Source organism: Rhodopseudomonas rhenobacensis, assembly GCF_014203125.1.
In the GTDB taxonomy this organism is placed as follows: domain Bacteria; phylum Pseudomonadota; class Alphaproteobacteria; order Rhizobiales; family Xanthobacteraceae; genus Rhodopseudomonas_A; species Rhodopseudomonas_A rhenobacensis.
On sequence record NZ_JACHIH010000006.1, the window covers coordinates 20325 to 42673 of the forward strand.

The following is a 22349-nucleotide window of genomic DNA, read 5'->3' on the forward strand; positions in this document are numbered from 1 at the left end:
GCACCCAACGCAAAACTGCCGGCAAAACTTGCCGGCAGTTTTGACCCTCTGCTAACAGATTTGCCGCTCAGCTCGCGGCCATCTCGCTGCGGATTTCGGCGCGCAATTCGTCGATCAGCCGTAGCCCGTTATGGGTCTCGACGTGCCAGAAGGTCCAGCCGTTGCAGGCTTCGGAGCCTTGCGCCACCGCGCCGATGCGGTGGATCGATCCGACCTTGTCGCCGAGCATGATGGCGCCGTCGGCGCGTACCAAGGCGCCGTGGCGCTTCTTGGAATCCACCAGCTTGGTGCCCGGCGAAATGATGCCGCGTTCGATCAGTTCGGAGAACGCTACGCGGGGCGCGCTGCGTGCGGTCATGAACGGCGCCAGCGTGGCGTCGGGCAACGGCTCGATCGCGTCGATCCGCGCGCGGGCGGCTGCGGCATAGTCGTGATCGCGTTCGAAGCCGATATAGTGGCGGCCCAATCGCTTGGCGACAGCACCTGTGGTGCCGGTGCCGTTGAACGGATCGAGCACCAGGTCGCCCGGCTTCGACGACGACAGCAGCACGCGGGCGAGCAGGCCTTCCGGCTTCTGCGTCGGGTGAATCTTCTTGCCGTCGGCGCCCTTCAGCCGCTCGTCGCCGGTGCACAGCGGGATCAGCCAATCGGAGCGCGCCTGGACGTCCTCATTGGCGGCCTTCAGCGCTTCGTAGTTGAAGGTGTAGCCCTTGGAATTTTCGTCGCGCGCGGCCCAGATCATGGTCTCGTGCGCGTTGGTGAACCGGCGGCCGCGGAAATTCGGCATCGGATTGGTCTTGCGCCAGACGATGTCGTTGAGCACCCAGAAGCCTAAGTCCTGCATGATGGTGCCGACGCGGAAGATGTTGTGGTAGGAGCCGATCACCCACAGCGTCGCCGTCGGCTTCATGATCCGGCGGCAGGCCAGCAGCCAGGCGCGGGTGAAGTTGTCGTAGGCGGCGAAGGAATCGAATTTGTCCCAGTCGTCGGTAACGGCGTCGACATGGGATTCGTCGGGGCGCTTGAGATCGCCCTTCAATTGCAGATTGTACGGCGGATCGGCGAACACCAGATCGACCGAACCGGCTGCCATCTTCGACATCTCGGCGACGCAATCGCCGATGACGATTTGCGAACTCGGATGCGATTCGAATTTAGTGCGGGGCGCCCTTGCAGACGCCCCGCGACGCGACTCAACCATGACTCAATTACTCTGACTCAGGCGACGCTGTCGGCGACGCGGGACTAAACAACCGACTGACCGTACATTGCCGCGACGAGGTAAACACGGGGTTAGCGAACTGCCGAAGATGATCGCTTCTTGCTAGGCAATATTTGCCCGGCGGGTTATTGCTAATGGAATGGAAATATTGCCGGCGCGGCGCGTTACGCTTGCGCGCCAAAGCCTAGCGAAGACACACCCGACCACACCGACTGCCATGAGGGAAAAGCCAGATGCGTTACGATGATTTCCGTCGCAGCGACAATATCGACGACCGCCGCGACGACGAGGGCGGTGGTGGCGGCGGCGGTGGTTTTCCGATGGGCGGCGGCGGCCTCGGCATCGGCGCCGTCGTGGTGCTCGGCCTGATCGGCTGGGCCACCGGGATTGACCCGCGCATCCTGATCGGCGGCGCCGAGGTCTTGACCGGCGGGCGCGACCAGGGCGGCTATGAAAGCGACCGTCGTCCGGGGCCGAAAAAGGAGGGGGCGCCGACCGACGAGATGGGCAGCATGATTTCCGGCGTGCTCGGCGAGATCGACGACCGCTGGACCGAAATCTTTAAGGACAGCAACCAGAAATATGTCGGCCCGCGCATCGTGCTGTTCAGGGGCCGCACCAATGGCGGGCGCTGCGGCATGGCGCAGGCGGCGATGGGACCGTTCTATTGTCCGCCGGACAAGCAGATCTATCTCGACACCAGCTTCTTCAAGCAGGTCGAGACCCGATTCCGCGGCTGCTCCGGCAGCGCCTGCAAATTCACCGCGGCCTACATCATCGCCCACGAGGCCGGCCATCACGTGCAGAACCTGCTCGGCATCCTGCCGCGGGTGACGCGGCTGCAGCAGCAGTCCGGCGACAGGGCCGAGTCGAATGCGCTGCAGGTCAAGGTCGAGTTGCAGGCGGATTGCCTGTCCGGCGTCTGGGTCAATCGCGAGGTCAAGAAGCGACCGAATTTCTTGGAGGACGGCGACATCGACGCCGCGCTGAAGACCGCCACCGCGATCGGCGACGACACGTTGCAACGCAATGCCGGCCGCGAAGTGGTGCCGGATTCTTTCACCCACGGCTCGGCCGAGCAGCGCAAGCGCTGGTTCATGACCGGCTATCAGCAGGGCACGGTCGCGGCCTGCAACACGTTCGGCGCGGAGCGGCTGTAAGGCCGCGCGCGCTGCCGTCATCCTGAGCGGCAAGTCTTGTCATCGTCCCGACGATGCACGAAGCCGAGTGCCCCGATCATTAGGCACCGCGCCCAACACGTCATGGCCGGGCTTGTCCAGGCTTGTCCAGGCTTGTCCCGGCCATCCACGGAAACCGGCGCGGCGTCGCTTGTGGGCGTGAATGGCCGGGCCGAGCCGGCCATGACGCGGAGAGGGCGACGATTGCCGATACCTGCGGGCGTGGAGCCCGATCCAGTCAGGCTCTCAGCATGGCGCGGTCCTCGCTGAGCAGCTTCGCGCCGCAGAAATATTCCGACACACAGCGAAATCTTTACCCGCTATTAACCATCGCCTGAAAAAGTCGCCCCTGCTAACGGTTTGTTAACCGCTGCGCTTTCGGAGGCGGCGACCATGACGTCGGTCTATACCGGCTACAACAATCCCTATTCCGCCGGCTCGGCCTATTCGCGGGCGGTGGCGACCCAGCCGTCGCTGGCCAATGTGCTGGCGACCATCGACGACTCCTCGACGGCCGGCGGCGGCTCGGCCACCAATCTGACGCTGTCGGATGCCGCCCGCGCGCAGCTCGCCAACACCGCGTCGCAGCCGGATTTCGCCACCGTCACCACCGCGGCGCGCGCCGCGCTCGACAAGCTCTACGCCGCTGCGAAAGCCACCGGGCCGCTCGATGCCGACGGCAAGCTGACCATCGATCTCACCACGCTGGATCGCCGCGCGCTGTTTGCGGTCGCCACCAACAATGGCGGCAAATTCACCCCCGACGAACAGAGCGTCGCCGCGGCCGCGCTCGACAGCCGCTTCAACGCCGCGCTGGCACCGGCGGCGCAGACCAGCAAGCTCACCGGCGACTACGGCGCGATCTACAAGGCGGCGCTGGATTATCTCGACGCCGCGAGCCCGGAGGAAAAGGCCACCACCATCTGGGCGGCGCAGCGCAACGCCGTCGCCAAGGGCGTGCAGGCGACGCAAACCGATCCGTCGAAGCCGCCGTCCGGCATCAGCAACGATCCGGTCGCAGCGTATCTGACGCAATATCCCGGCGGCAGCCCGACCGCGACGCAGGATTTCTCCAGCGTGGCGAAGACCGTGCGCGCCACGCTCGATGCCCAGGCCAAAGCCGCAGCCGCGCTCGGTCGCGAATTGGTGTTCGATCCCGGCCGCAAGACCGGGCAGCTCGCCGACCTGTCGTCGATCGATAATCGCTCGCTGTCGGCGATCGCGCTCAACAAGGATCAGCTGTTCTCCAGTCAGGAAAGTTTCGCCGCCAAGAAGGAGCTGGATTCGCGCGGCCGCGCCAGCATCCTCACGGCGCTGAAGCAGAGCCAGAAGTCCGGCGATCCGACCCAGCTCAGCCTCGGCATCCTCAACGCCTATTCGGCGATGAGCAGCGAAGAGCGGCAGGCCACGCATTGGACCACCAGCCTGCGCGACACCGCGGTGCAGAACTACAAATCGACCCACACGCTGCTGTCGATGCTGAAGGGCGGCTAAGCTCGGTTTGGGATCGACGTATCCAACCAAATGCCATGTCATTCCGGATTGCGAGTTCGAAGAACGAGCAAGTCCGGAATCCATACTCCCGGAATAATCCGCGATCTCGGGGCCAGTTCCCGGGTCATCGCGGCGCCTCGGGCCGCACAGCCAATCCATGCGACCGCGCGCCGCCGCCGGGTTGCTAGGCGGGCGCCGCGGGTCCGGATAAGTTTGCTGCCGACCGATTCGACATCACGGTTTGAAGGAGACCATCATGGTGATTACCAGCGCCCACATCCCGGCCATCGTCGCGCTCATCGCTGGCGTGCTGATTCTGGTGATGCCCCGCCTGCTCAATCTGGTGGTCGCGATCTATTTGATTTGCATAGGTCTTATCGGCCTGGGCGTGCTGCGCTGGTTTCATCTTTAGTCTGGAGCCGCGGCGGTCCGGCTTGCGCGGACTCGCCAAAACGTGGTGTATGGCGCCACCCATTCCCCTTATTGCGGACTGTTGAACGCTATGGCCAAAGCAGCTTCCAAGACCAAAAAAGTCGCCGCGAAATCAAAACCTTCCGCTAGCGCCCGGGGCAAGGCCCCGGTTCGCAAGGGGGTGGCCAAAGCGGCGCCGAAAGCCGCCGCCAAGACGGTCGCAAAGGCGGTCGCAAAGCCTGCCAAGAAGTTCGCCGTCAAGCCGGTGAAAACAGCGGCGAAGGCAGCTGCGAAAGCGCCGGCGAAAAAGCCTGCCGCCGACGCCTTCGCCAACAAGTGGGTGTTCAGCTTCGGCGACGGCAAGGCCGAAGGCAACGCCAGCCTGCGCAACCTGCTCGGCGGCAAGGGCGCCAATCTGGCGGAAATGGCCAATCTCGGCCTGCCGGTGCCCCCGGGCTTCACCATTCCGACCACGGTCTGCACCTATTTCTACGCCCACGACAAATCCTACCCGAAGGAGCTCGAGGGCCTGGTCGACAAGGCGCTCGCCACCGTCGGCAAGATCACCGGCAAGGGTTTTGGCGACGCCAAAAATCCGCTGTTGGTGTCGGTGCGCTCCGGCGGCCGCGCCTCGATGCCCGGCATGATGGACACCGTGCTCAATCTCGGGCTCAACGACGTCACCGTGGAAGCGCTCGCCACCCTGTCGGGCGATCGTCGCTTCGCCTATGACAGCTATCGCCGCTTCATCACCATGTATTCAGACGTGGTGCTCGGCTTCGACCATCATCACTTCGAGGAAATCCTCGACACCTACAAGGACGGCAAGGGCTACACGCTCGACACCGACCTCGACGGCGACGACTGGATCGAGCTGGTCGGCCGCTACAAGGAAGCCGTCGCGCGCGAGACCGGCAACGATTTCCCGCAGGACCCGCACGCGCAATTGTGGGGCGCGATCGGCGCGGTGTTCTCCTCCTGGATGAACGCCCGCGCGGTGACATACCGCAAGCTGCACGACATTCCGGAATCCTGGGGCACCGCGGTCAACGTCCAGGCGATGGTGTTCGGCAATATGGGCGAGACCTCGGCGACCGGCGTGGCGTTCACCCGCAACCCGTCGACCGGCGAAAGCAGCCTGTACGGCGAATTCCTGATCAACGCCCAGGGCGAAGACGTGGTGGCGGGCATCCGCACCCCGCAGGACATCACCGAATATGCGCGCAAGGCCTCGGGCTCCGACAAGCCGTCGATGGAAGTCGCGATGCCGGACGCGTTCAACGAGCTGACGCGGATCTATACCCTGCTGGAAAAGCACTACCGCGACATGCAGGACATGGAGTTCACGGTCGAGCAGGGCAAGCTGTGGATGCTGCAGACCCGCGGCGGCAAGCGCACCGCCAAGGCCGCGCTGCGGATCGCCGTCGAGCTCGCCAGCGAAGGCGTGATCAGCCAGACCGAAGCGGTGTCGCGGATCGAGCCCGCCTCGCTCGATCAGCTGCTGCATCCGACCATCGATCCCAACGCCAAGCGCGACGTGATCGCCACCGGGCTGCCGGCGTCGCCCGGTGCCGCCTCCGGCGAGATCGTGTTCTCCTCGGATGAAGCCGCCAAGCTGCAGGCCGACGGCCGCAAGGTCATTCTGGTCCGCATCGAGACCAGCCCGGAGGACATCCACGGCATGCACGCCGCGGAAGGCATCCTCACCACCCGCGGCGGCATGACCTCGCACGCCGCCGTGGTGGCGCGCGGCATGGGCAAGCCCTGCGTGTCCGGCTGCGGCGCGATCCGCGTCGATTACGGCCGCGGCACCATGAGCATCGGCACGCGCACCTTCAAGACCGGCGACGTCATCACCATCGACGGCGCGGTCGGCCAGGTCTTGGCCGGGCGGATGCCGATGATCGAGCCGGAACTGTCCGGCGAGTTCAACACGCTGATGGGCTGGGCCGATCAGGTGCGCAAGCTCGGCGTCCGCGTCAACGCCGACACCCCGGTCGACGCCCGCACCGCGATCAAGTTCGGCGCCGAAGGCATCGGCCTGTGCCGCACCGAGCACATGTTCTTCGAGGAAACGAGAATCCGCACCGTGCGCGAGATGATCCTCTCCGAGGACGAACAGTCCCGCCGTCAGGCGCTCGCCAAGCTGCTGCCGATGCAGCGCGCGGATTTCGTCGAATTGTTCGAGATCATGAAGGGCCTGCCGGTGACGGTGCGGCTGCTCGATCCGCCGCTGCACGAGTTCCTGCCGCACAGCCAGGCCGAGATCGAGGAAGTCGCGCGTGCGATGAACACCGATCCGCGCCGGCTCGCCGATCGCGCCCGCGAGTTGGCCGAGTTCAACCCGATGCTCGGCTTCCGCGGTTGCCGCCTTGCCATTGCGTATCCGGAAATCGCCGAGATGCAGGCCCGCGCCATCTTCGAGGCCGCGGTCGAGGCGCAGAAGCGCACCGGGGTCGCGGTCGGGCTCGAAGTGATGGTGCCGCTGATCGCCACCAAGATGGAGTTCGATCTGGTCAAGGCCCGGATCGACGCCACCGCGCATTCGGTGTTCCGCGAGACCGGCGGCAAGATCGCCTACACGGTCGGCACCATGATCGAACTGCCGCGCGCCTGCCTGAAGGCCGGGCAGATCGCCGAGACCGCCGAGTTCTTCTCGTTCGGCACCAACGACCTGACCCAGACCACCTTCGGCATCAGCCGCGACGATGCCGCGAGCTTCCTCGGCACCTACATCGCGCGCGGCATCCTGGAGATCGATCCGTTCGTCAGCCTGGATCGCGCCGGCGTCGGCGAACTGGTCAAGATCGGCGTCGAGCGCGGCCGCAACACCCGGCCCGACCTCAAGGTCGGGATCTGCGGCGAACACGGCGGCGATCCGGCGTCGGTGGCGTTCTGCCACGAGATCGGGCTCAACTACGTGTCGTGCTCGCCGTATCGCGTGCCGATCGCGCGGCTCGCCGCCGCGCAAGCCGCGCTCGGCAAGGTGGCCGCCGGCCAGGCCTGAGACCGCTGCGATCACGACGATCGCGGGAAACAATCATCATTCGTCGAAACGGCCGGGATCATCCCGGCCGTTTCTCGTTGTGCCGTATTGTTACATCGACCAGCTCAAACGCTCTCGTCTATTTCATCCCTATCGATGTTGCGCAGGCCTCGCATTCGTTGACGCGTTGTTTACCACCTTGCTGAAGCCGCGGTTTACCAAGGCTTTTGAAAGCTTCGTCGCGTTCCAGCTGGTACTTGCCTGTGGCCGCGGCGCATCGCCGATTAACTCCCCGGCAACTTTAATTGGCTAACAACGAAATAGATCGAATTCGACGTAAATGTGCTTTCGATCAGTGTAAGCGTTGCGTGAGCGTATCGATGTCAGTCATGCGTAACCGGCCGAAGGGCGTGAAATTTGCGTCCTTCGGTCTTGGTCTTTGCGTCTTCGCATTGATCCCCACAGAGGTCGGCTATCAGGATATCGCCTCGCTGCTGGCGCGGCAGCCCGGCGTCGCCGAGCGCTGGCAGAAGCGCGTGTTCGCGTCCTCCGTCGCCACCATCCAGCTCGCCACGTTTTCGTTCGGCCGCCCGATCGGCACCTCGCTGCCGCAGAGCGCCAACATCCGGCTCGCCAGCCTCGACAATCAGACCGGCGACGTCACCGGCTCGCTGAGCCGCAATCCGCTGGCGCAGCCGCCGAGCCGCTTCGAGGCGTCGGACTTTCCCAAGGTCGATCGCACCCTGAAGGGCGACCGCCTCGCCACGGTGAATCCAGAGACGCCGTCACAGGACGCGTCGCCGTCGTCGCAGAACGATTCCACGGCACCCAACGTCGCCGGCGCCAAGACCGCGGAGCAATTGCCCGCCGGCCCGGCTGCACCACTCGATCCGGAACTCGCCGAAGCGCTGCAGGCGCCGCCGCTATCGCAATACGACGCGTCGCTGTCGCTCGACGCGCAGCCGCTCGGCGACGCCAGCATCGGCGCGCCGACGGTGCCGGCACATGACGGCTTCGCGGTGAAGACCTCCAGCCTGTTCTTCGGCAGTTCGTCGCTCGGCGCGCCCGGTGAGAGCATGGAGCAATGGCAGCCCGGCGAGGAGCCGATGATCGTGCTGCCGGTCGGCATCGATCCCGACATGAAGGTCACCGCGTCGCTGCCGGAGACGGTGGCGCCAAGCGAGCCCGCCAAGGCCGGCGAGAGCATCGCCACCAAGGGCGAGGTCAACGCCGACAATCAGCGGGTTAAGACCCCGGCCGAACGGCTCGGTCTGTTCGACGAGAAGCTGCGCGCCAAGCACGAGAAGTGCCTGACCGACGCGATCTATTTCGAGTCCCGCGGCGAAGCGGTGCGCGGCCAGATCGCGGTGGCGCAGGTGGTTTTGAACCGCGCCTTCTCGGGCTTCTATCCGAACAACGTCTGCGGCGTGGTGTACCAGAACAAGCATCGCCATCTGGCCTGCCAGTTCACTTTCGCCTGCGACAAGGTCGCGGACGTGGTGAGAGAGCCCGAGATGTGGGACCGCGCCAAGAAGATCGCCAAGGCCTCGCTCGACGGCCAGCTGTGGCTGCCGGAAGTCGGCAAGTCGACGCACTATCACGCCTATTGGGTGCGGCCGTCCTGGGTGCACGAGATGAAGAAGATGTACAAATTCGGCGTGCACACCTTCTATCGGCCGCGCAATTGGGGCGACGGCAGCGATGCGCCGAGCTGGGGCACGCCGGGCGAAACCGCGGCGATCTCCGCGAAACTCGCCGAAGCCGGCAAGAGCTCGGCGGAAATTTCGGGCACCTCGGTGCGGCGCTGAGGCTCGGCCGAATCTCGCTGCTACGCAGGGGCGGCCTGATCGTTCGCTGTCCCCTCCGCGTCATGGCCGGGACAAGCGCGGCATGACGCGGACGGGGCGGCGCTCGCCGAAACACCCCGTGCGCAGCAGCCTGAAGAACTCCACCGAGTGAGGGCGCGCGCCTGAGGCGGCGGTCCGGCGGGACGCTGCGCGCGCACCGCGCCTAAAGCCGCAGCTCCCAGGTCTCGCCGATCAGATCCTGGCCGAAGCTGCGGTGCGGCTTGCTCTCGATCAATCCGAAGCCGGCGCGCTGATAGATTTGTCGCGCGGCGGTGAGATTGCTCTGGGTCCACAGCGTGATCGTGCGATAGCCGCACGAGCGCGCAAAGCCGATCGCCTCGTCGACCAGCCGCTGGCCGAGACCTTGGCCGCGGCCTTGCGGGGTCACCAGCAGCAATCGAAGCTTGGCGACCGCGTCGCTGGCGCGCACCAGGAACACCGAGCCGACCGGCTCGCCGTCGATCTCGGCAATCCAGCAGCGCTCGCGTGCTTCATCGTTCGATGCCAGAAATTTTCCGGCGATCTCGGCGACCAGCGCTTCGAACGAGGCGTCGAAGCCGTAGTCGGCGGCATACAGCGCGGCGTGGCTCTGCACCACGAAGCCGATGTCGCCGGGCCGCGGGCCGCGCAACGTTGCGGGCGAGGCCGCGGCGTCGGGCGTCGGTAACCGTTCGCTGGTTTGCATCGCACGCCTCCCTCGTGCCTATCGTCAAAGCGGCATTCGACTTTGGCAAATCATTTTGGCGGGAGGTTTTAGACCAGCACGATGCGGCTGCGCAGCTGGGTGCGCGAGGAGCGGCCGAGCTGGCGTAACAACTTGGCCTCGGAGCGGCGGACGTCGTAGCCGCCGAGCCGGTCGTAATGGTCGCGGGCAATCAGCAGTCCCTGATCGGCGAGCGGGCCGCGGATTGCGCGGACCAGCCCGTCGAGCGCGTCGCGCCAGCTCGGTTCGGCATAGGGCGAGCGGGCGTAGCGGAAGATCCCGGCGCGCGGCCGGCCGCTGTCCGAGACGCGTTGAATGAATTGCGCGGTTTCGTCGATCCAGCCGGCGTCGAGCACCGCGCCGGCGTGCAGGAACATCAGCCAGGGTGAGCGCGTTTGTCGGGCGCCGGCGGCGAGCGCCGCGGCGCGCGAGCCTTCGAACGCCAGGAAATGACAGCCGGCGACGTCGGCGACCCGTTCGATGACGTCGGTGCCGCCGCGGTCGACCAGCGTCACCTCACTCACCACGCCGGCGGCGGCGCCCGGCACCAGCGCGGCCAGCGTCGCGACCGCGGTGCGCTCGATGCCCTCGGTGGGAATGATGACGCTCAGCATGTGGGCGGGTGTGACCTTTCGATGAAACGCCGCATCGTTAGCACCTCGCCCCGGCGAAATCAGCCGGAATCCCTGCCCATTTTGCCAGCACAAGGTCGGATGCAGCAGCCCCGGGCGGTCGATGCGAATATGTTCTTGATTTGTTCTTATCAGATGCTATCTTGAACGCATGAGAAGCACAGCAACTGCCCTCAAGCACCCGCCGGTCACGGCGCCCTCCGAGCCGGTGGGTGCGACCTCTCCGTTTCCGCCAATCGAGGCCGCGATCGACCGGCAGCGGCGGCGCGGCCGCGGCGCGCAATCCAACGACAGCGGCCGCTTCGAGGCCGAGGCCCGGGTGGCGTTCGACGACGGCTGGCAGTCGCTCGACGAACTGCCGCCGTTCAAGACCACGGTCGGGCTCGACACCGCCCGCAAGGTGATCACCCGCAACGATTCGCCGGATATCGGCTTCGACCGCTCGATCAATCCGTATCGCGGCTGCGAGCACGGCTGCGTCTATTGCTTCGCGCGGCCGACCCACGCTTTTCTCGGGCTGTCGCCGGGGCTGGATTTCGAATCCAAGCTGTTCGCCAAGCCGGACGCCCCGGCGCTGCTGGAGAAGGAATTGGCGGCTTCGGACTACGAGCCGAAGATGATCGCGATCGGCACCAACACCGATCCGTATCAACCGATCGAGCGCGACAGCAAGATCATGCGCGGTATTCTGGAAGTGCTGGAGCGCGCCTCGCATCCGGTCGGCATCGTCACCAAATCCGCGCTGGTCACCCGCGACATCGATATTCTTTCGCGGATGGCCAAGCGCAACCTCGCCAAGGTGGCGCTGTCGGTGACCACGCTCGACCCCAAGCTCGCGCGCTCGATGGAGCCGCGCGCCTCGACGCCGGCGAAACGGCTGGAGGCGCTGCGGCAATTGTCCGACGCCGGCATCCCCACCACCGTGATGGTGGCGCCGGTGATCCCGGCCTTGAACGACATGGAAATCGAGCGGATTCTCGACGCCGCCGCGCATGCCGGCGTCAAGGAGGCGAGCTACGTGCTGCTGCGGCTGCCGCTGGAAGTGCGCGACCTGTTCCGGGAATGGCTGATGGCGAATTACCCCGACCGCTATCGCCACGTTTTCACCCTGATCCGCGACATGCGCGGCGGTCGCGACTACGATTCGCAATGGGGCACACGGATGAAGGGCACCGGCCCGATCGCCTGGATGATCGGCCGCAGATTCGAGATCACCTGCGCCAAGCTCGGGCTCAACAAGAAGCGGGTGAAACTGACGACGGACCACTTCGCCCGACCGAACCGCGCCGGCCAGCAGCTGAGTTTGTTTTGAGATGACTGCGTGCCCCGGACGCAGCGCAATACGGCGCACTTGCGGCGTGGTGCGCTGCAGATCCGGGGCCGTGACGACGTCTGCGTTTGAGACGGTCCCGGCTCGGGGTGCAGCGCCAAGAGCGCTGCACCACGTCCGGGACACGTGCTTCGCACGACGGGGCGAGCGGCTGGCCGACGGCTGACTCGACGCCTGAATCTAAACGGATCAATGGCCGGCCCCCTTGAATCTCGGGCACGGCCGCGAGTTCCGGGTTGCGCGCGCCGCGCTCAGCCCGCAGCATCCCGGCATGATTCGGGACAAGGACAAGACTGCGCCGAGCAAGCCCAAGCTCGGCAAGGGCGTCATCGCCATTGCGCCGCCGAGCTTCCGGCGCGAGCGCGCGCTGTTGAAGCGCGGCGTCTGGCCGGTCGCCGGCTGCGACGAGGCTGGCCGCGGTCCGCTGGCCGGGCCGGTGGTGGCGGCCGCGGTGGTGCTCGACCCCAAGCGGATCCCCAAAGGCCTCGACGATTCCAAGCGGCTGACGGCGCAGAAACGCGAGGAACTGTTCGAGGAAATTTGCGCCACCGCCGCCTTCGCGGTGGCCTATGCGTCGCCGGCGCGGATCGATCGCGACAACATCCTGCGCGCCTCGCTGTGGGCGCTGGCCAAGGCGGTGCATGCCTTGCCGGTGATGCCGCAGCACGTCCTGGTCGACGGCCGCGACAAGATCGCCGCGCGCTGCGACTGCGACGCGGTGATCGGCGGCGACGGCCTGGTGCTGTCGATCGCCGCCGCCTCGATCATCGCCAAGGTGTCGCGCGACCGGCTGATGCGCCGGCTGGCGGAGGATTGCCCGGGCTACGGCTTCGAGAACCACAAGGGCTACGGCGTGCCGGAGCATCTGGCGGCGCTCGACCGGCTCGGTCCGAGCCGGCACCATCGTCGTTTCTTCGCGCCGGTGGTGGCGGCGCGGGAAAAACATCATCCGGAAACCGCGACGCTGCCCGCCGCGGCACCGGACCTGTTCGACGGCGCTTCGCCGGGCTGAGCCCGCCGGCTTCCCAAATCTGCGCATAAGCCGCGGTCCCCGCGGCGCTTTCCGCTGGTCCTTGCCGGCCGACCTTCGCTATGGGTAGAACTGAAGTGGAATTCGACCAAGGGACGTCAGCCGGTCCATGCGTTTCACCTCCCTGATCGTCGAATTGATCCGCGCCCGGCCCGGACTGGTGTTCTGGCTGGTGGTGACGATCCAGGCCACGATGTGGTTCGTGGTGCCGCTGCTGCTGTATTCGGCGCCGCCGTCCGGCCTCGCGCTCACGCTGGCCTATGGCCGGGAATATCAGGTCGGCACCGAGCTCGGCCCGCCGCTGGCATTCTGGCTCGCCGATCTCGCCTACCGGCTCGCCGGCAATCACATCTTCGGCGTCTATCTGTTGGCGCAGCTCTGCGCCGTGGTGACGTTCTGGGCGCTTTATGCGCTGGGACGCGCCGTGGTCGGGCCGCAGCACGCCGTGATCGCGGTGCTGCTGACGCTGACCGTCACGGCGTTTGCCGGGCAGGGCGTGGACTTCGGGCCATTGGTTTTGGCGCGGCCGCTGTGGGCGCTGGTGCTGCTGCACACTTGGCGACTGATCGGCCAGCGCCGCCGCAACGCCTGGTTCGCGCTGTCGATCGAGGTCGGGCTGCTGCTGCTGACCACCACTTCGGCGCCGCTGTTGTTGCTGCTGCCGATCGGCTTCGCGCTGGCCAATCCGCGCAGCCGCAGCGTGCTGGCCTCGTTCGATCCGCTGTACGCGCTCGTGGTGATCGTGGTGCTGGCGCTGCCCTATCTGGTCTGGCTGGCGCGCGCCGAGCTGTTCGCGCTGCCGCCGCTGCCGACCGCCGATGACGCCATCCCGCGGCTGCTGCTCGGCGGCGAATTGGCCCTCGACCTGGTGGTGGCGCTGGCCGGCGTGGCGCTGTTGATCGTGCTCAATCTGCGCCGCCTCCATCGCCGGCCGGAAGATCCGCCGGTGATCGTGCGGCCGCCGGTGGCACCGCTGGCGCGGCAGTTCGTGTATTTCTTCGCGCTGGCGTCGGCGCTGGTCGGGGTGCTGCTGGGGGCGGTGTTCGGGCTTCCGCACGTGGTCGGCGGCGCCGGCATCGCGCTGTTGATGCCCGGCCTGGCGGTCGTGGTCTTGACCGGCGACGCCATCGCGCTGCGCCGGCAACGCATCCTGCGCGCCGCCTGGGCGGCGGCGGTGGTGGCGCCGGCCTTTGCGCTGCTGGCTGCGACGCTGCTGCAGCCCTGGATCGGCGGCGCCGAGCGCGCCACCTCGCTGCCGGCTGGTGACATTGCGAAATTCTTCGGCGACAGTTTCGAGCGCCGCACCAACCGGCCGCTGCAGGCGGTGGCGGGCGACCCGCAGCTCGCAGCATTGATCGGCATGGGCGCGTCGCGGCCGCATTTGTGGCTCGACGCCGCGCCACACAGGACGCCGTGGATCAATGCGGCGAAGTTCGGCGAGCAGGGCGGCGTGGTGGTGTGGCGCGCGGCCGACACCATCGGCCAGCCGCCGGCCGACATCGCCCACCGCTTCCCCGGCCTGGTGCCGGAAATCCCCCGCGCCTTCGCGCGGCTGATCGACGGACGGCAGCCGCTGTTGCGGATCGGCTGGGCGATCGTGCGGCCGAAACCGGCACCGTAGCCAAGGATCCGCTGTGTCCCGGGCGCGGTGCAGCGCGAGTGCGCCTGCCAAATTCTCAGCTGTCATTCCGGGTTCGCTCGGCCTGCGGCCTCGCGCCCCGGAATGACGGCTTGGTTGATCGAGCGCGCAGCACGGGCCGCCGCCGGCGCTTCGGCCTCAGTCCGATCGCGGCGGCAATTCCTCCAGCGCCTTGGCGATGGCGCGCAGGTCCTGCCAGGCCAGCCGCTTGTAGGACGGCGAGCGCAGCAGATAGGCCGGATGGAACGTCGGCAGCGCGTGGATGCGGCGCGAGCCGGTGTCGTAATCGATCCAGCGGCCGCGGGTTTTCATGATGCCCTCGCGGGTCGACAGCAGCGTCTGGGTCGACGGATTGCCGAGCGTCACCAGAATCTCCGGATCGACCAGTTCGATCTGGCGCTGGATGAACGGCAGGCAGGTCTGGGTCTCCTGCGGCGTTGGCGTGCGATTGCCCGGCGGCCGCCACGGAATCACATTGGCGATATAGACCTTGCTGCGGTCGAGCCCGATCGCCGCCAGCATGCGGTCGAGCAGCTTGCCGGAGCGGCCGACGAACGGCAGGCCTTCGATGTCCTCCTCGCGGCCGGGCGCTTCGCCGACCAGCATGATGCGGGCCTGCGGATTGCCGTCGGCGAACACCAATTGCGTCGCGGTCGACTTCAGCGCGCAGCCGTCGAACGCCGCCAACAGATCGCGCAAGGCCTGCAGCGACGGCGCGGTGCGCGCCGCCTCGCGCGCCGAGACGATCGCCGCATCCGGTGCGAGCGCAGGCGCGGGCGTTGACCGGGACGGCGGCGCGTCGCGCTGCGGCGCCGGTGCAAGCTGTGACACTGCCGTCCGTGGTTCTGCGGCGCGCGCCGGTTGCGGCGCCGGCGCCGGCTCGTCGACCAGACGGTTGACCGGCTCGTCCATCATCGCGCAGTCGACGCCGGCTTCGAGATAAAACGCCAACAGCTCGCGCGCGCTGAGATGTGGCTCAGGCATCATCGCGACGGCTCGCAGGTTGGCGCGGCAAATTGGGTCATGGTCTCTCGTAACACGCCGCTTGGCGCCAGCGTAGTTTGGATTCGCCGCCGCGCTGTGGCGAGCGGTTCCGAGCGCCGCGTGCGGCCGCTGTTCGGGGGGCGGAATATTGCGCAGGCTAGCGCGAATGGCCTCACCGCGAAACCTTGAAGGTAGATTCGGGAGGGTTGTTCTTCCCCGAAAAATCGGAAACAACACCCGTAGGAAACGTCCCAAGTGTGTCTGTGAGATCACGCATGAATGCTGAACCGCTGCCGCCCCGCGAGGCGATGGAATTCGATGTGGTTATCGTCGGCGCGGGGCCGTCGGGTCTGGCCGCAGCGATCCGGCTCAAGGAACTCAACGCCGAACTCTCGGTCGTGGTCGTTGAGAAGGGGTCCGAGGTCGGCGCCCACATCCTGTCCGGCGCGGTGATCGATCCGACCCCGCTCGATCAATTGATTCCGGGCTGGCGCGACGATCCGGACTGTCCGCTGAAAACCCATGTCAGCGACGACCATTTCTTCGTCATGACCGGCAAGACGTCGTTCAAGGTACCGAGCTTTCTGGTGCCGCCGATGCTCAACAATCACAAGAACTTCATCGGCTCGCTCGGCGATCTGTGCCGCTGGCTGGCGCCGAAGGCCGAGGCACTCGGCGTCGAGATCTATCCGGGTTTCGCCGCCACCGAAGTGCTGTACGGCGACAACGGCGAGGTCCGCGGCATCGCCACCGGCGACATGGGCATTGGCCGCGACGGCGAGCCGAAAGCCTCGTTCACCCGCGGCATGGACCTGCACGGCAAGTACACGCTGTTCGCCGAAGGCGCCCGCGGCAGCCTGGCGAAGCAGCTGATCGCCAAATACCAGCTCGACAAGTCCTCCGAGCCGCCGAAATTCGGCCTCGGCCTCAAGGAGGTCTGGCAGATCGATCCCAAGAAGCACAAAAAGGGCCTGGTCGCGCATTCGTTCGGCTGGCCGCTCAGCGACAATATCGGCGGCGGTTCGTTCCTGTATCACTACGACGACAACCTGGTGGCGGTCGGCTTCGTGGTGCATCTGAACTACGAAGATCCCTATCTGTCGCCGTTCGACAGCTTCCAGCGCTTCAAGACCCACCCCTCGATCAGCAAGATCTTCGAAGGCGGCAAGCGGCTGTCCTACGGCGCGCGCGCCATCACCGAAGGCGGCTATCAGTCGGTACCGCGGTTGAGTTTCCCGGGCGGCGCGCTGATCGGCTGCGCGGCGGGCTTCGTCAACGTGCCGCGCATCAAGGGCGTGCACAATGCGATCGGCTCCGGCATGATCGCCGCCGAACACGTCGCGACCGCGCTCGGCGCCGGCCGCAGCAACGACGAACTGGCCAGCTACGAGGATGCCTGGCGGGCATCGCCGGTCGGCAAGGATCTGTTCCGGGTCCGCAACATCAAGCCGTTGTGGTCGAAATTCGGCACCCGGGTCGGCGTGGTGCTGGCCGGTTTCGAAATGTGGTGCTCGACGCTCGGCTTCTCGCTGTTCGGCACGCTGTCGCATTCCAAGCCGGATCGCGCCACGCTCAATCCGGCGAAGGACCATGCGCCGCTGCCGCTCGCCAAGCCCGACGGCAAGCTGACCTTCGACCGGCTGTCCTCGGTGTTCCTGTCGAATACCAACCACGAGGAGGACCAGCCGGTTCACCTCAAGGTCGCCGACATGGCGCTGCAGAAGTCCTCCGAGCACGACGTCTATGGCGGCCCGTCGGGGCGCTATTGCCCGGCGGCGGTGTACGAATGGGTCGAAGGACCGGACGGCCCGCGCTTCGTCATCAACGCGCAGAACTGCGTGCACTGTAAGACCTGCGACATCAAGGACCCCAACGGCAACATCACCTGGGTGCCTCCGGAGGGCGGCGGCGGGCCGAATTATCAGGGCATGTGACCACGATTGCGTGTGGCCGCGTGCGCGGTCACGATCCCGCCATACTGCGGGCGCTTTCAATTTGCTGCGTGGAACGGGCGTACGGTGCCGGCTGGCCGCCGCCCGGGGTCCATCCTTGCGGTGGAACGCCAAACGCGGCATGTTGTGTGGCTTGATGCTGCCGGTTCGGTTGCGCATCCGATCTCATCCGTAAATCTGGAGCTGGGCAACCTTGATGCTTGCAAATCGATTTCGTCGCTCGATGATCGCTGCCGTCGCGCTGGCTGCGCTGCCGCTGTCCAGCCCGGTGCTGGCGCAGACGCCGGATCACCAGAACGACAGCTCGGTGCCGTTTCCATCCAGCCGCGATTTGAAATCGCTGACCACCGCGGGCAGCTACCTGGCGGCGCGCCACGCCAGCGTGCAGCGCGACGCCAATGCCGCCGCAACTTTCTATCGCTCCGCGTTGCGCTCCGATCCGAAGAACAACGAACTGTTGGACCGCGCCTTCATCTCGTCGCTGGCCGACGGCGACATCGACGAGGCGGTGAAGCTCGCCGATCGCATCCTGTCGATCGACAAGACCAACCGCGTGGCGCGGCTGGTGGTCGGCGTGCGCGACCTCAAGCAGAAGAAATACGCCGCTGCCCAGCAGAACATCAATCAGTCGGTGCGCGGCCCGATCACCGATCTGGTCGCGACGCTGATTTCCGGATGGGCCAGCTTTGGTGCCGGCGACGTCAAGACCGCGGTGGCCAATATCGACAAGCTCGCCGGTCCGGAATGGTATCCGATCTTCAAGGACCTGCATTCGGGCATGATGCTGGATCTCGCGGGCAAGCAGAAGGACGCCGGCGTCCGGCTGGAGCGCGCCTACAAGCTCGACGACTCCGCGCTGCGGGTGGTCGACGCCTATGGCCGCTGGCTGTCGCGCAACAAGGACGACGCCGCAGCGACCGCGGTCTACGAGACGTTCGACAAGAAGCTGGCGCGCCATCCGTTGGTGCTGGAAGGCATCCGCGAGACCAAGGCCGGCAAGAAGCTGCCGCCGCTGGTCGATTCCGCGCAGGCCGGCGCCGCCGAAGCGCTGTACGGCATCGGCGCCTCGCTGACCCGGCGCGGCGGCGAGGATCTGGCGCTGGTCTATCTGCAGCTCGCGCTGTATCTGCAGCCGCAGCATTCGCTGGCGCTGTTGTCGCTCGGCGATCTCTACGAGTCGGTGAAGAAGCCGCAGATGGCGATCCAGGCCTATGAGCGGGTGCCGGCGAGTTCGCCGTTGAAGCGCAACGCCCAGATCCAGCTCGCCACCGATCTCGACGCCGCCGACCGCAGCGAAGAGGCGATCAAGATTCTCAAGGAAGTCACCGCCGAAGATCCGAAGGATCTCGAGGCGATCATGGCGCTCGGCAATATCGAGCGCGGCCGCAAGAAATTCGCCGATTGCGCGGTGACCTATTCGCAGGGCATCGACGTGTTGTCCGGCGCCGAGAAGAACAACTGGGTGTATTACTACTTCCGCGGCATCTGCGAGGAGCGCTCCAAGCAATGGAGCAAGGCCGAGACCGACATGAAGAAGGCGCTCGAGCTGCAGCCCGAGCAACCGCACGTCTTGAACTATCTCGGCTATTCCTGGATCGACCAGGGCATCAATCTCGACGACGCCATGAAGATGATCAAGCGCGCGGTCGATCAGCGCCCGGATGACGGCTACATCGTCGATTCGCTCGGCTGGGCGTATTTCCGCATCGGCAATTACGAAGAGGCGGTGAAGAACCTCGAGCGCGCCATCGACCTGAAGCCGGAAGATCCGACCATCAACGACCATCTCGGCGACGCCTATTGGCGGGTGGGTCGGACCTTGGAGGCTAAGTTCCAGTGGGTGCATGCCCGCGACCTGAAGCCCGAGGCCGACGAACTGCCGAAGATCGAGGCGAAGATCGAGAACGGCTTGCCGGAGGACGCCGGCGCGGCCGCGGCCTCTGCGGACAAGAAGAAAGAAGATGGCAAGGGCGGCTGAGGTGAGTGACGTGGTGTCAGTGCCGGTGCTGCAGGATCAAGCGCGCGCCAAGGTCAATCTCACGCTGCGCGTGGTGAGCCGCCGCGTCGACGGCTATCACGAGCTGGAAAGCGTGGTGGCGTTCGCCGACTGCGCCGACCGCCTGACGCTGCAGCCCGGAGTGCCGCTCGGCCTCAGCGCCACCGGGCCGCGCGTGGCCGAATGCGGCGCGACCTCGGACAACCTGGTGATCAAGGCGGCGCGGCTGCTCGGCGAACGCGTGCCCGATCTGCGCGGCGGCGAGTTTGCGCTCGACAAGCAATTGCCGATCGCGGCCGGCATCGGCGGCGGCTCGGCTGATGCCGCAGCCGCGTTGCGGCTGCTCGCGCAGACCAACGATCTGGCGCTGGACGATCCCCGCTTGATTGACGCCGCGCGAAAAACCGGCGCCGACGTGCCGGTGTGCCTGGCGTCGCAATCCTGCATCATGACCGGGATCGGCGAAAATCTGCTGCCGCTGGCGCTGCCGGCGATGCCGGTGGTGATGGTCAATCCGCGCGTCGCGGTCGCCACCAAGGACGTGTTTGCGGCGCTCGGGCTGCGCAACGGTCAATTGCGGGTCGGCGTCACCGACGTGGTCACCGCGCCGAAATGGCCGGACAAATCCGCGCCGCTCGACGCCTGGATCGCGGTGCTCCGCGCGGGCACCAACGATCTGGAAGCGCCGGCGAAGAAGCTGCAGCCGGTGATCGGCGAGGTGCTGGCGCTGCTCGGCAAGGCAGCGGGCGTGCGTCTGGCCCGGATGTCGGGCTCCGGCGCCACCTGCTTTGCGATCTTTGCCGACGCCGCCGCAGCCAAGGCCGCAGCGCAAGCCATCGCCGCCGCGCATCCCGACTGGTGGGTGCACGCCGGGACGCTGGGCTGACCGCAGTTTTTCATTGAGGAGAGGCGCATTCCTTCGGGTTGATGCGCTCGCTACCAATCACGCCGTCAATCCGGGGCGCGAGGGCATCAGCCCGAGTGAACCCGGAATCTCGCGGCTGGTGCGAGGGCCGACCCTGCCGCAAGATTCCGGGTTCACTCGCAGCTTCGCTGCTCGTGCCCCGGAATGACGCTGTTCGGTTTGCAGCCGGCACAAGGCCGATCGGCACGCCGGCTGATCTTCGCACCCGCGCAATGCAACCATCATTGGAAACGCTTTAGTCATATTTGCTCGCCAAGGTGAGGCAGAGGAAACTGCGGCGCATTTGCAAGGCCTGCCCCACAAGGCGGCTGCGCGCCGACGACAGGCACCCGGACACTTCGCAACGTCAGCATCCCAAGATCTGGGATGGCGCGCGTGGATCTCCGATCTGAGCTGAGACCAGGCGACTGCGGGCGCCGCTTAAGACATCCGCAGCATACCCCGCTCAACCCCATGGAAGGCTTGTCATGACCTATCGCATTCTCTCTCCGCGCGTTGCTGTCGCTGCCCTGGCGCTGTCGCTGCTCGGCCTCGTCGCCGTCGATAGCCGGCCGGCCGAAGCCGTGGTCTGCGGCCCGCGCGGCTGTGTCGCTGGCGCACCGCTTGCCCGCGCTGCCGTTGCCGGGCCGGTCGGTGTCGGTCGCGTCGGTGTCGGTCGTCCGGGCTACGGCGTCGGTCGTCCCGGCGTCGGCGTCGGTGGCGTCGGCCGCAACATGGGCGGCCCGGTCAATCGCGTCGGCCGCCGCTGAGGCGTTTGACGCGTCCCCTGCGATCCGCAACATTGTTGAGCGCCGGGCTGCCGGCGCTCGACACGCTAAGTCATCAGTTCAGTGCGACCGCGCCAGGCAGAACGCCACCACCTGCTCCAGCGCCGTCTTCATCGGCGAGGGCGGGAACAGCGCCAGCGCGTCGACCGCCATCGCGCCGTAATGATGCGCGCGCTGGATGGTGTCTTCGAGCGCGCGATGCTTGGTCATCAGCCCGATCGCCTGGTCGAGGTCGGCGTCGGCGATCTCGCCGCGCTCCAGCGCCTTGATCCAGAACGAGCGCTCGGCGTCGTTGCCGCGGCGGAACGCCAGCACCACCGGCAGCGTGATCTTGCCCTCGCGGAAATCGTCGCCGACATTCTTGCCGAGCTTGGCGGCCTTGCCGCCGTAGTCCAGCACGTCGTCGACCAGCTGGAAGGCGATGCCGAGATTCATGCCGAACGAGCGGCAGGCCGATTGCTCGGCCTTCGGCCGGCCGGCGATCGCGGGGCCCACTTCGCAGGCGGCGGCGAACAGTTCGGCGGTCTTGCCGCGGATCACCGCGAGATACTCGTCTTCCGTCGTGGCGGTATTCTTGGCCGCCGCGAGTTGCATCACCTCGCCCTCGGCAATCGTCGCCGCGGCGGAGGACAGGATGTCGAGCGCGCGCAGCGAACCGACCTCGACCATCATCCGGAACGCCTGGCCGAGCAGGAAGTCGCCGACCAGCACGCTGGCCTCGTTGCCCCACAGCATCCGCGCCGACTTCTTGCCGCGGCGCATTTCGCTCTCGTCGACCACGTCGTCGTGCAGCAAGGTCGCGGTGTGCATGAACTCGACCGCGGCGGCGAGCTTGATATGGCCTTCGCCCGAATAGCCGGTGAGCTGCGCCATCGCCAGCGTCAGGTTCGGCCGCAGCCGCTTGCCGCCCGAGGAAATCAGGTGGTTGGCGACCTCGGGAATCATCGTCACTTCGGAGCCGGTGCGCGACAGGATGACGGCGTTGACGCGCTCCATATCGGCGGCGACAAGCGCGACGAGTTGATCTATCGAAGCGGTCGAGGGGCCCTCGAAAGGTACGATAACGGCCACGCTGGTCTCCAAAGTCCGAGGAGCGTCTCGTGTCCACCGAGCCGGCGGGCACGAAAGGCTCTGATTCCAAAGCTTGGTGCGCTATCGCCCCAAGGTCGAAGGTCACACTATAACATTTGGTTTGCCGTGCAACGCGGCAACGCGGCAGGCGCCGCGCGGCTGGCCGGCAGCTATAATGCAGG

General features: G+C 66.4%; 16 protein-coding genes and 1 pseudogene. 12 read left to right on the forward strand and 5 right to left on the reverse strand.

Annotated features, from left to right (window positions below; genetic code table 11):
- Nucleotides 1-67: 67 nt before the first annotated feature.
- Nucleotides 68-1201 (reverse strand): site-specific DNA-methyltransferase, encoded by a 1134-nt coding sequence (locus HNR60_RS07145; protein WP_184255851.1) that lies wholly within the window; start codon nt 1199-1201, stop codon nt 68-70.
- A gap of 254 nt (nt 1202-1455) precedes the next feature.
- Here HNR60_RS07145 and ypfJ point away from each other — a divergent pair, with 254 nt between their 5' ends.
- The 5 genes from ypfJ (at nt 1456) to HNR60_RS07170 (ending at nt 9099) form a co-directional block, all read left to right on the forward strand.
- Nucleotides 1456-2382, forward strand: a complete 927-nt coding sequence (ypfJ, locus tag HNR60_RS07150; RefSeq protein WP_184255853.1) for a KPN_02809 family neutral zinc metallopeptidase — start codon at nt 1456-1458, stop codon at nt 2380-2382.
- Between the two features lie 411 nt (nt 2383-2793).
- Nucleotides 2794-3894 carry a hypothetical protein gene (locus tag HNR60_RS07155; protein WP_184255855.1) on the forward strand — a complete coding sequence of 367 codons (1101 nt, stop codon included), beginning with the start codon at nt 2794-2796 and terminating at the stop codon, nt 3892-3894.
- 256 nt (nt 3895-4150) lie between these two features.
- Nucleotides 4151-4306, forward strand: coding sequence for a DUF3096 domain-containing protein (locus HNR60_RS07160; protein WP_184255857.1), 156 nt, complete (start codon nt 4151-4153; stop codon nt 4304-4306).
- A gap of 90 nt (nt 4307-4396) precedes the next feature.
- The gene (gene ppdK, locus HNR60_RS07165; RefSeq protein WP_184255859.1) at nt 4397-7312 is read left to right on the forward strand and encodes a pyruvate, phosphate dikinase; all 2916 of its coding nucleotides are present in this window, start codon (nt 4397-4399) and stop codon (nt 7310-7312) included.
- Between the two features lie 359 nt (nt 7313-7671).
- Complete coding sequence (locus tag HNR60_RS07170; RefSeq protein WP_184255861.1) at nt 7672-9099, forward strand: cell wall hydrolase; 1428 nt, start codon at nt 7672-7674, stop codon at nt 9097-9099.
- Between the two features lie 202 nt (nt 9100-9301).
- On the opposite strand, the pseudogene HNR60_RS07175 reads toward HNR60_RS07170, so the two are convergent.
- A pseudogene (locus HNR60_RS07175) lies at nt 9302-9826 on the reverse strand (GNAT family N-acetyltransferase); the annotation flags it as partial.
- Nucleotides 9827-9891: 65 nt separating this feature from the next.
- Nucleotides 9892-10455, reverse strand: coding sequence for a glycosyltransferase family protein (locus tag HNR60_RS07180; protein WP_184255863.1), 564 nt, complete (start codon nt 10453-10455; stop codon nt 9892-9894).
- 169 nt (nt 10456-10624) lie between these two features.
- On the opposite strand from HNR60_RS07180, the gene HNR60_RS07185 reads away from it, so the two are divergent.
- The 3 genes from HNR60_RS07185 to HNR60_RS07195 all read left to right on the forward strand — a co-directional run bounded on the left by HNR60_RS07185 (nt 10625) and on the right by HNR60_RS07195 (nt 14454).
- Nucleotides 10625-11785 (forward strand): PA0069 family radical SAM protein, encoded by a 1161-nt coding sequence (locus HNR60_RS07185; RefSeq protein WP_184255865.1) that lies wholly within the window; start codon nt 10625-10627, stop codon nt 11783-11785.
- Nucleotides 11786-12074: 289 nt separating this feature from the next.
- Complete coding sequence (gene rnhB / locus HNR60_RS07190) at nt 12075-12815, forward strand: ribonuclease HII (protein WP_246432852.1); 741 nt, start codon at nt 12075-12077, stop codon at nt 12813-12815.
- Between the two features lie 127 nt (nt 12816-12942).
- Nucleotides 12943-14454: a glycosyltransferase family 39 protein gene (locus HNR60_RS07195; protein WP_184255869.1), complete on the forward strand. Its 1512-nt coding sequence runs from the start codon at nt 12943-12945 to the stop codon at nt 14452-14454.
- Between the two features lie 156 nt (nt 14455-14610).
- Here the strand turns inward: HNR60_RS07195 and HNR60_RS07200 are convergent, their stop codons facing one another.
- The gene (locus HNR60_RS07200; RefSeq protein WP_184255871.1) at nt 14611-15459 is read right to left on the reverse strand and encodes a uracil-DNA glycosylase; all 849 of its coding nucleotides are present in this window, start codon (nt 15457-15459) and stop codon (nt 14611-14613) included.
- A 272-nt stretch (nt 15460-15731) separates the two neighbouring features.
- Here HNR60_RS07200 and HNR60_RS07205 point away from each other — a divergent pair, with 272 nt between their 5' ends.
- The 4 genes from HNR60_RS07205 (at nt 15732) to HNR60_RS07220 (ending at nt 21078) form a co-directional block, all read left to right on the forward strand.
- The gene (locus HNR60_RS07205) at nt 15732-17390 is read left to right on the forward strand and encodes an electron transfer flavoprotein-ubiquinone oxidoreductase (RefSeq protein ID WP_184255873.1); all 1659 of its coding nucleotides are present in this window, start codon (nt 15732-15734) and stop codon (nt 17388-17390) included.
- A 214-nt stretch (nt 17391-17604) separates the two neighbouring features.
- Nucleotides 17605-19386 carry a tetratricopeptide repeat protein gene (locus tag HNR60_RS07210; protein WP_184255874.1) on the forward strand — a complete coding sequence of 594 codons (1782 nt, stop codon included), beginning with the start codon at nt 17605-17607 and terminating at the stop codon, nt 19384-19386.
- The gene (locus HNR60_RS07215; RefSeq protein ID WP_184255875.1) at nt 19370-20290 is read left to right on the forward strand and encodes a 4-(cytidine 5'-diphospho)-2-C-methyl-D-erythritol kinase; all 921 of its coding nucleotides are present in this window, start codon (nt 19370-19372) and stop codon (nt 20288-20290) included. The genes HNR60_RS07210 and HNR60_RS07215 overlap by 17 nt, the downstream gene beginning before the upstream one ends.
- A gap of 506 nt (nt 20291-20796) precedes the next feature.
- The gene (locus tag HNR60_RS07220) at nt 20797-21078 is read left to right on the forward strand and encodes a hypothetical protein (RefSeq protein ID WP_184255876.1); all 282 of its coding nucleotides are present in this window, start codon (nt 20797-20799) and stop codon (nt 21076-21078) included.
- A 78-nt stretch (nt 21079-21156) separates the two neighbouring features.
- Here the strand turns inward: HNR60_RS07220 and HNR60_RS07225 are convergent, their stop codons facing one another.
- Nucleotides 21157-22167: a polyprenyl synthetase family protein gene (locus tag HNR60_RS07225; RefSeq protein WP_184255877.1), complete on the reverse strand. Its 1011-nt coding sequence runs from the start codon at nt 22165-22167 to the stop codon at nt 21157-21159.
- Between the last annotated feature and the right edge of the window lie 182 nt (nt 22168-22349).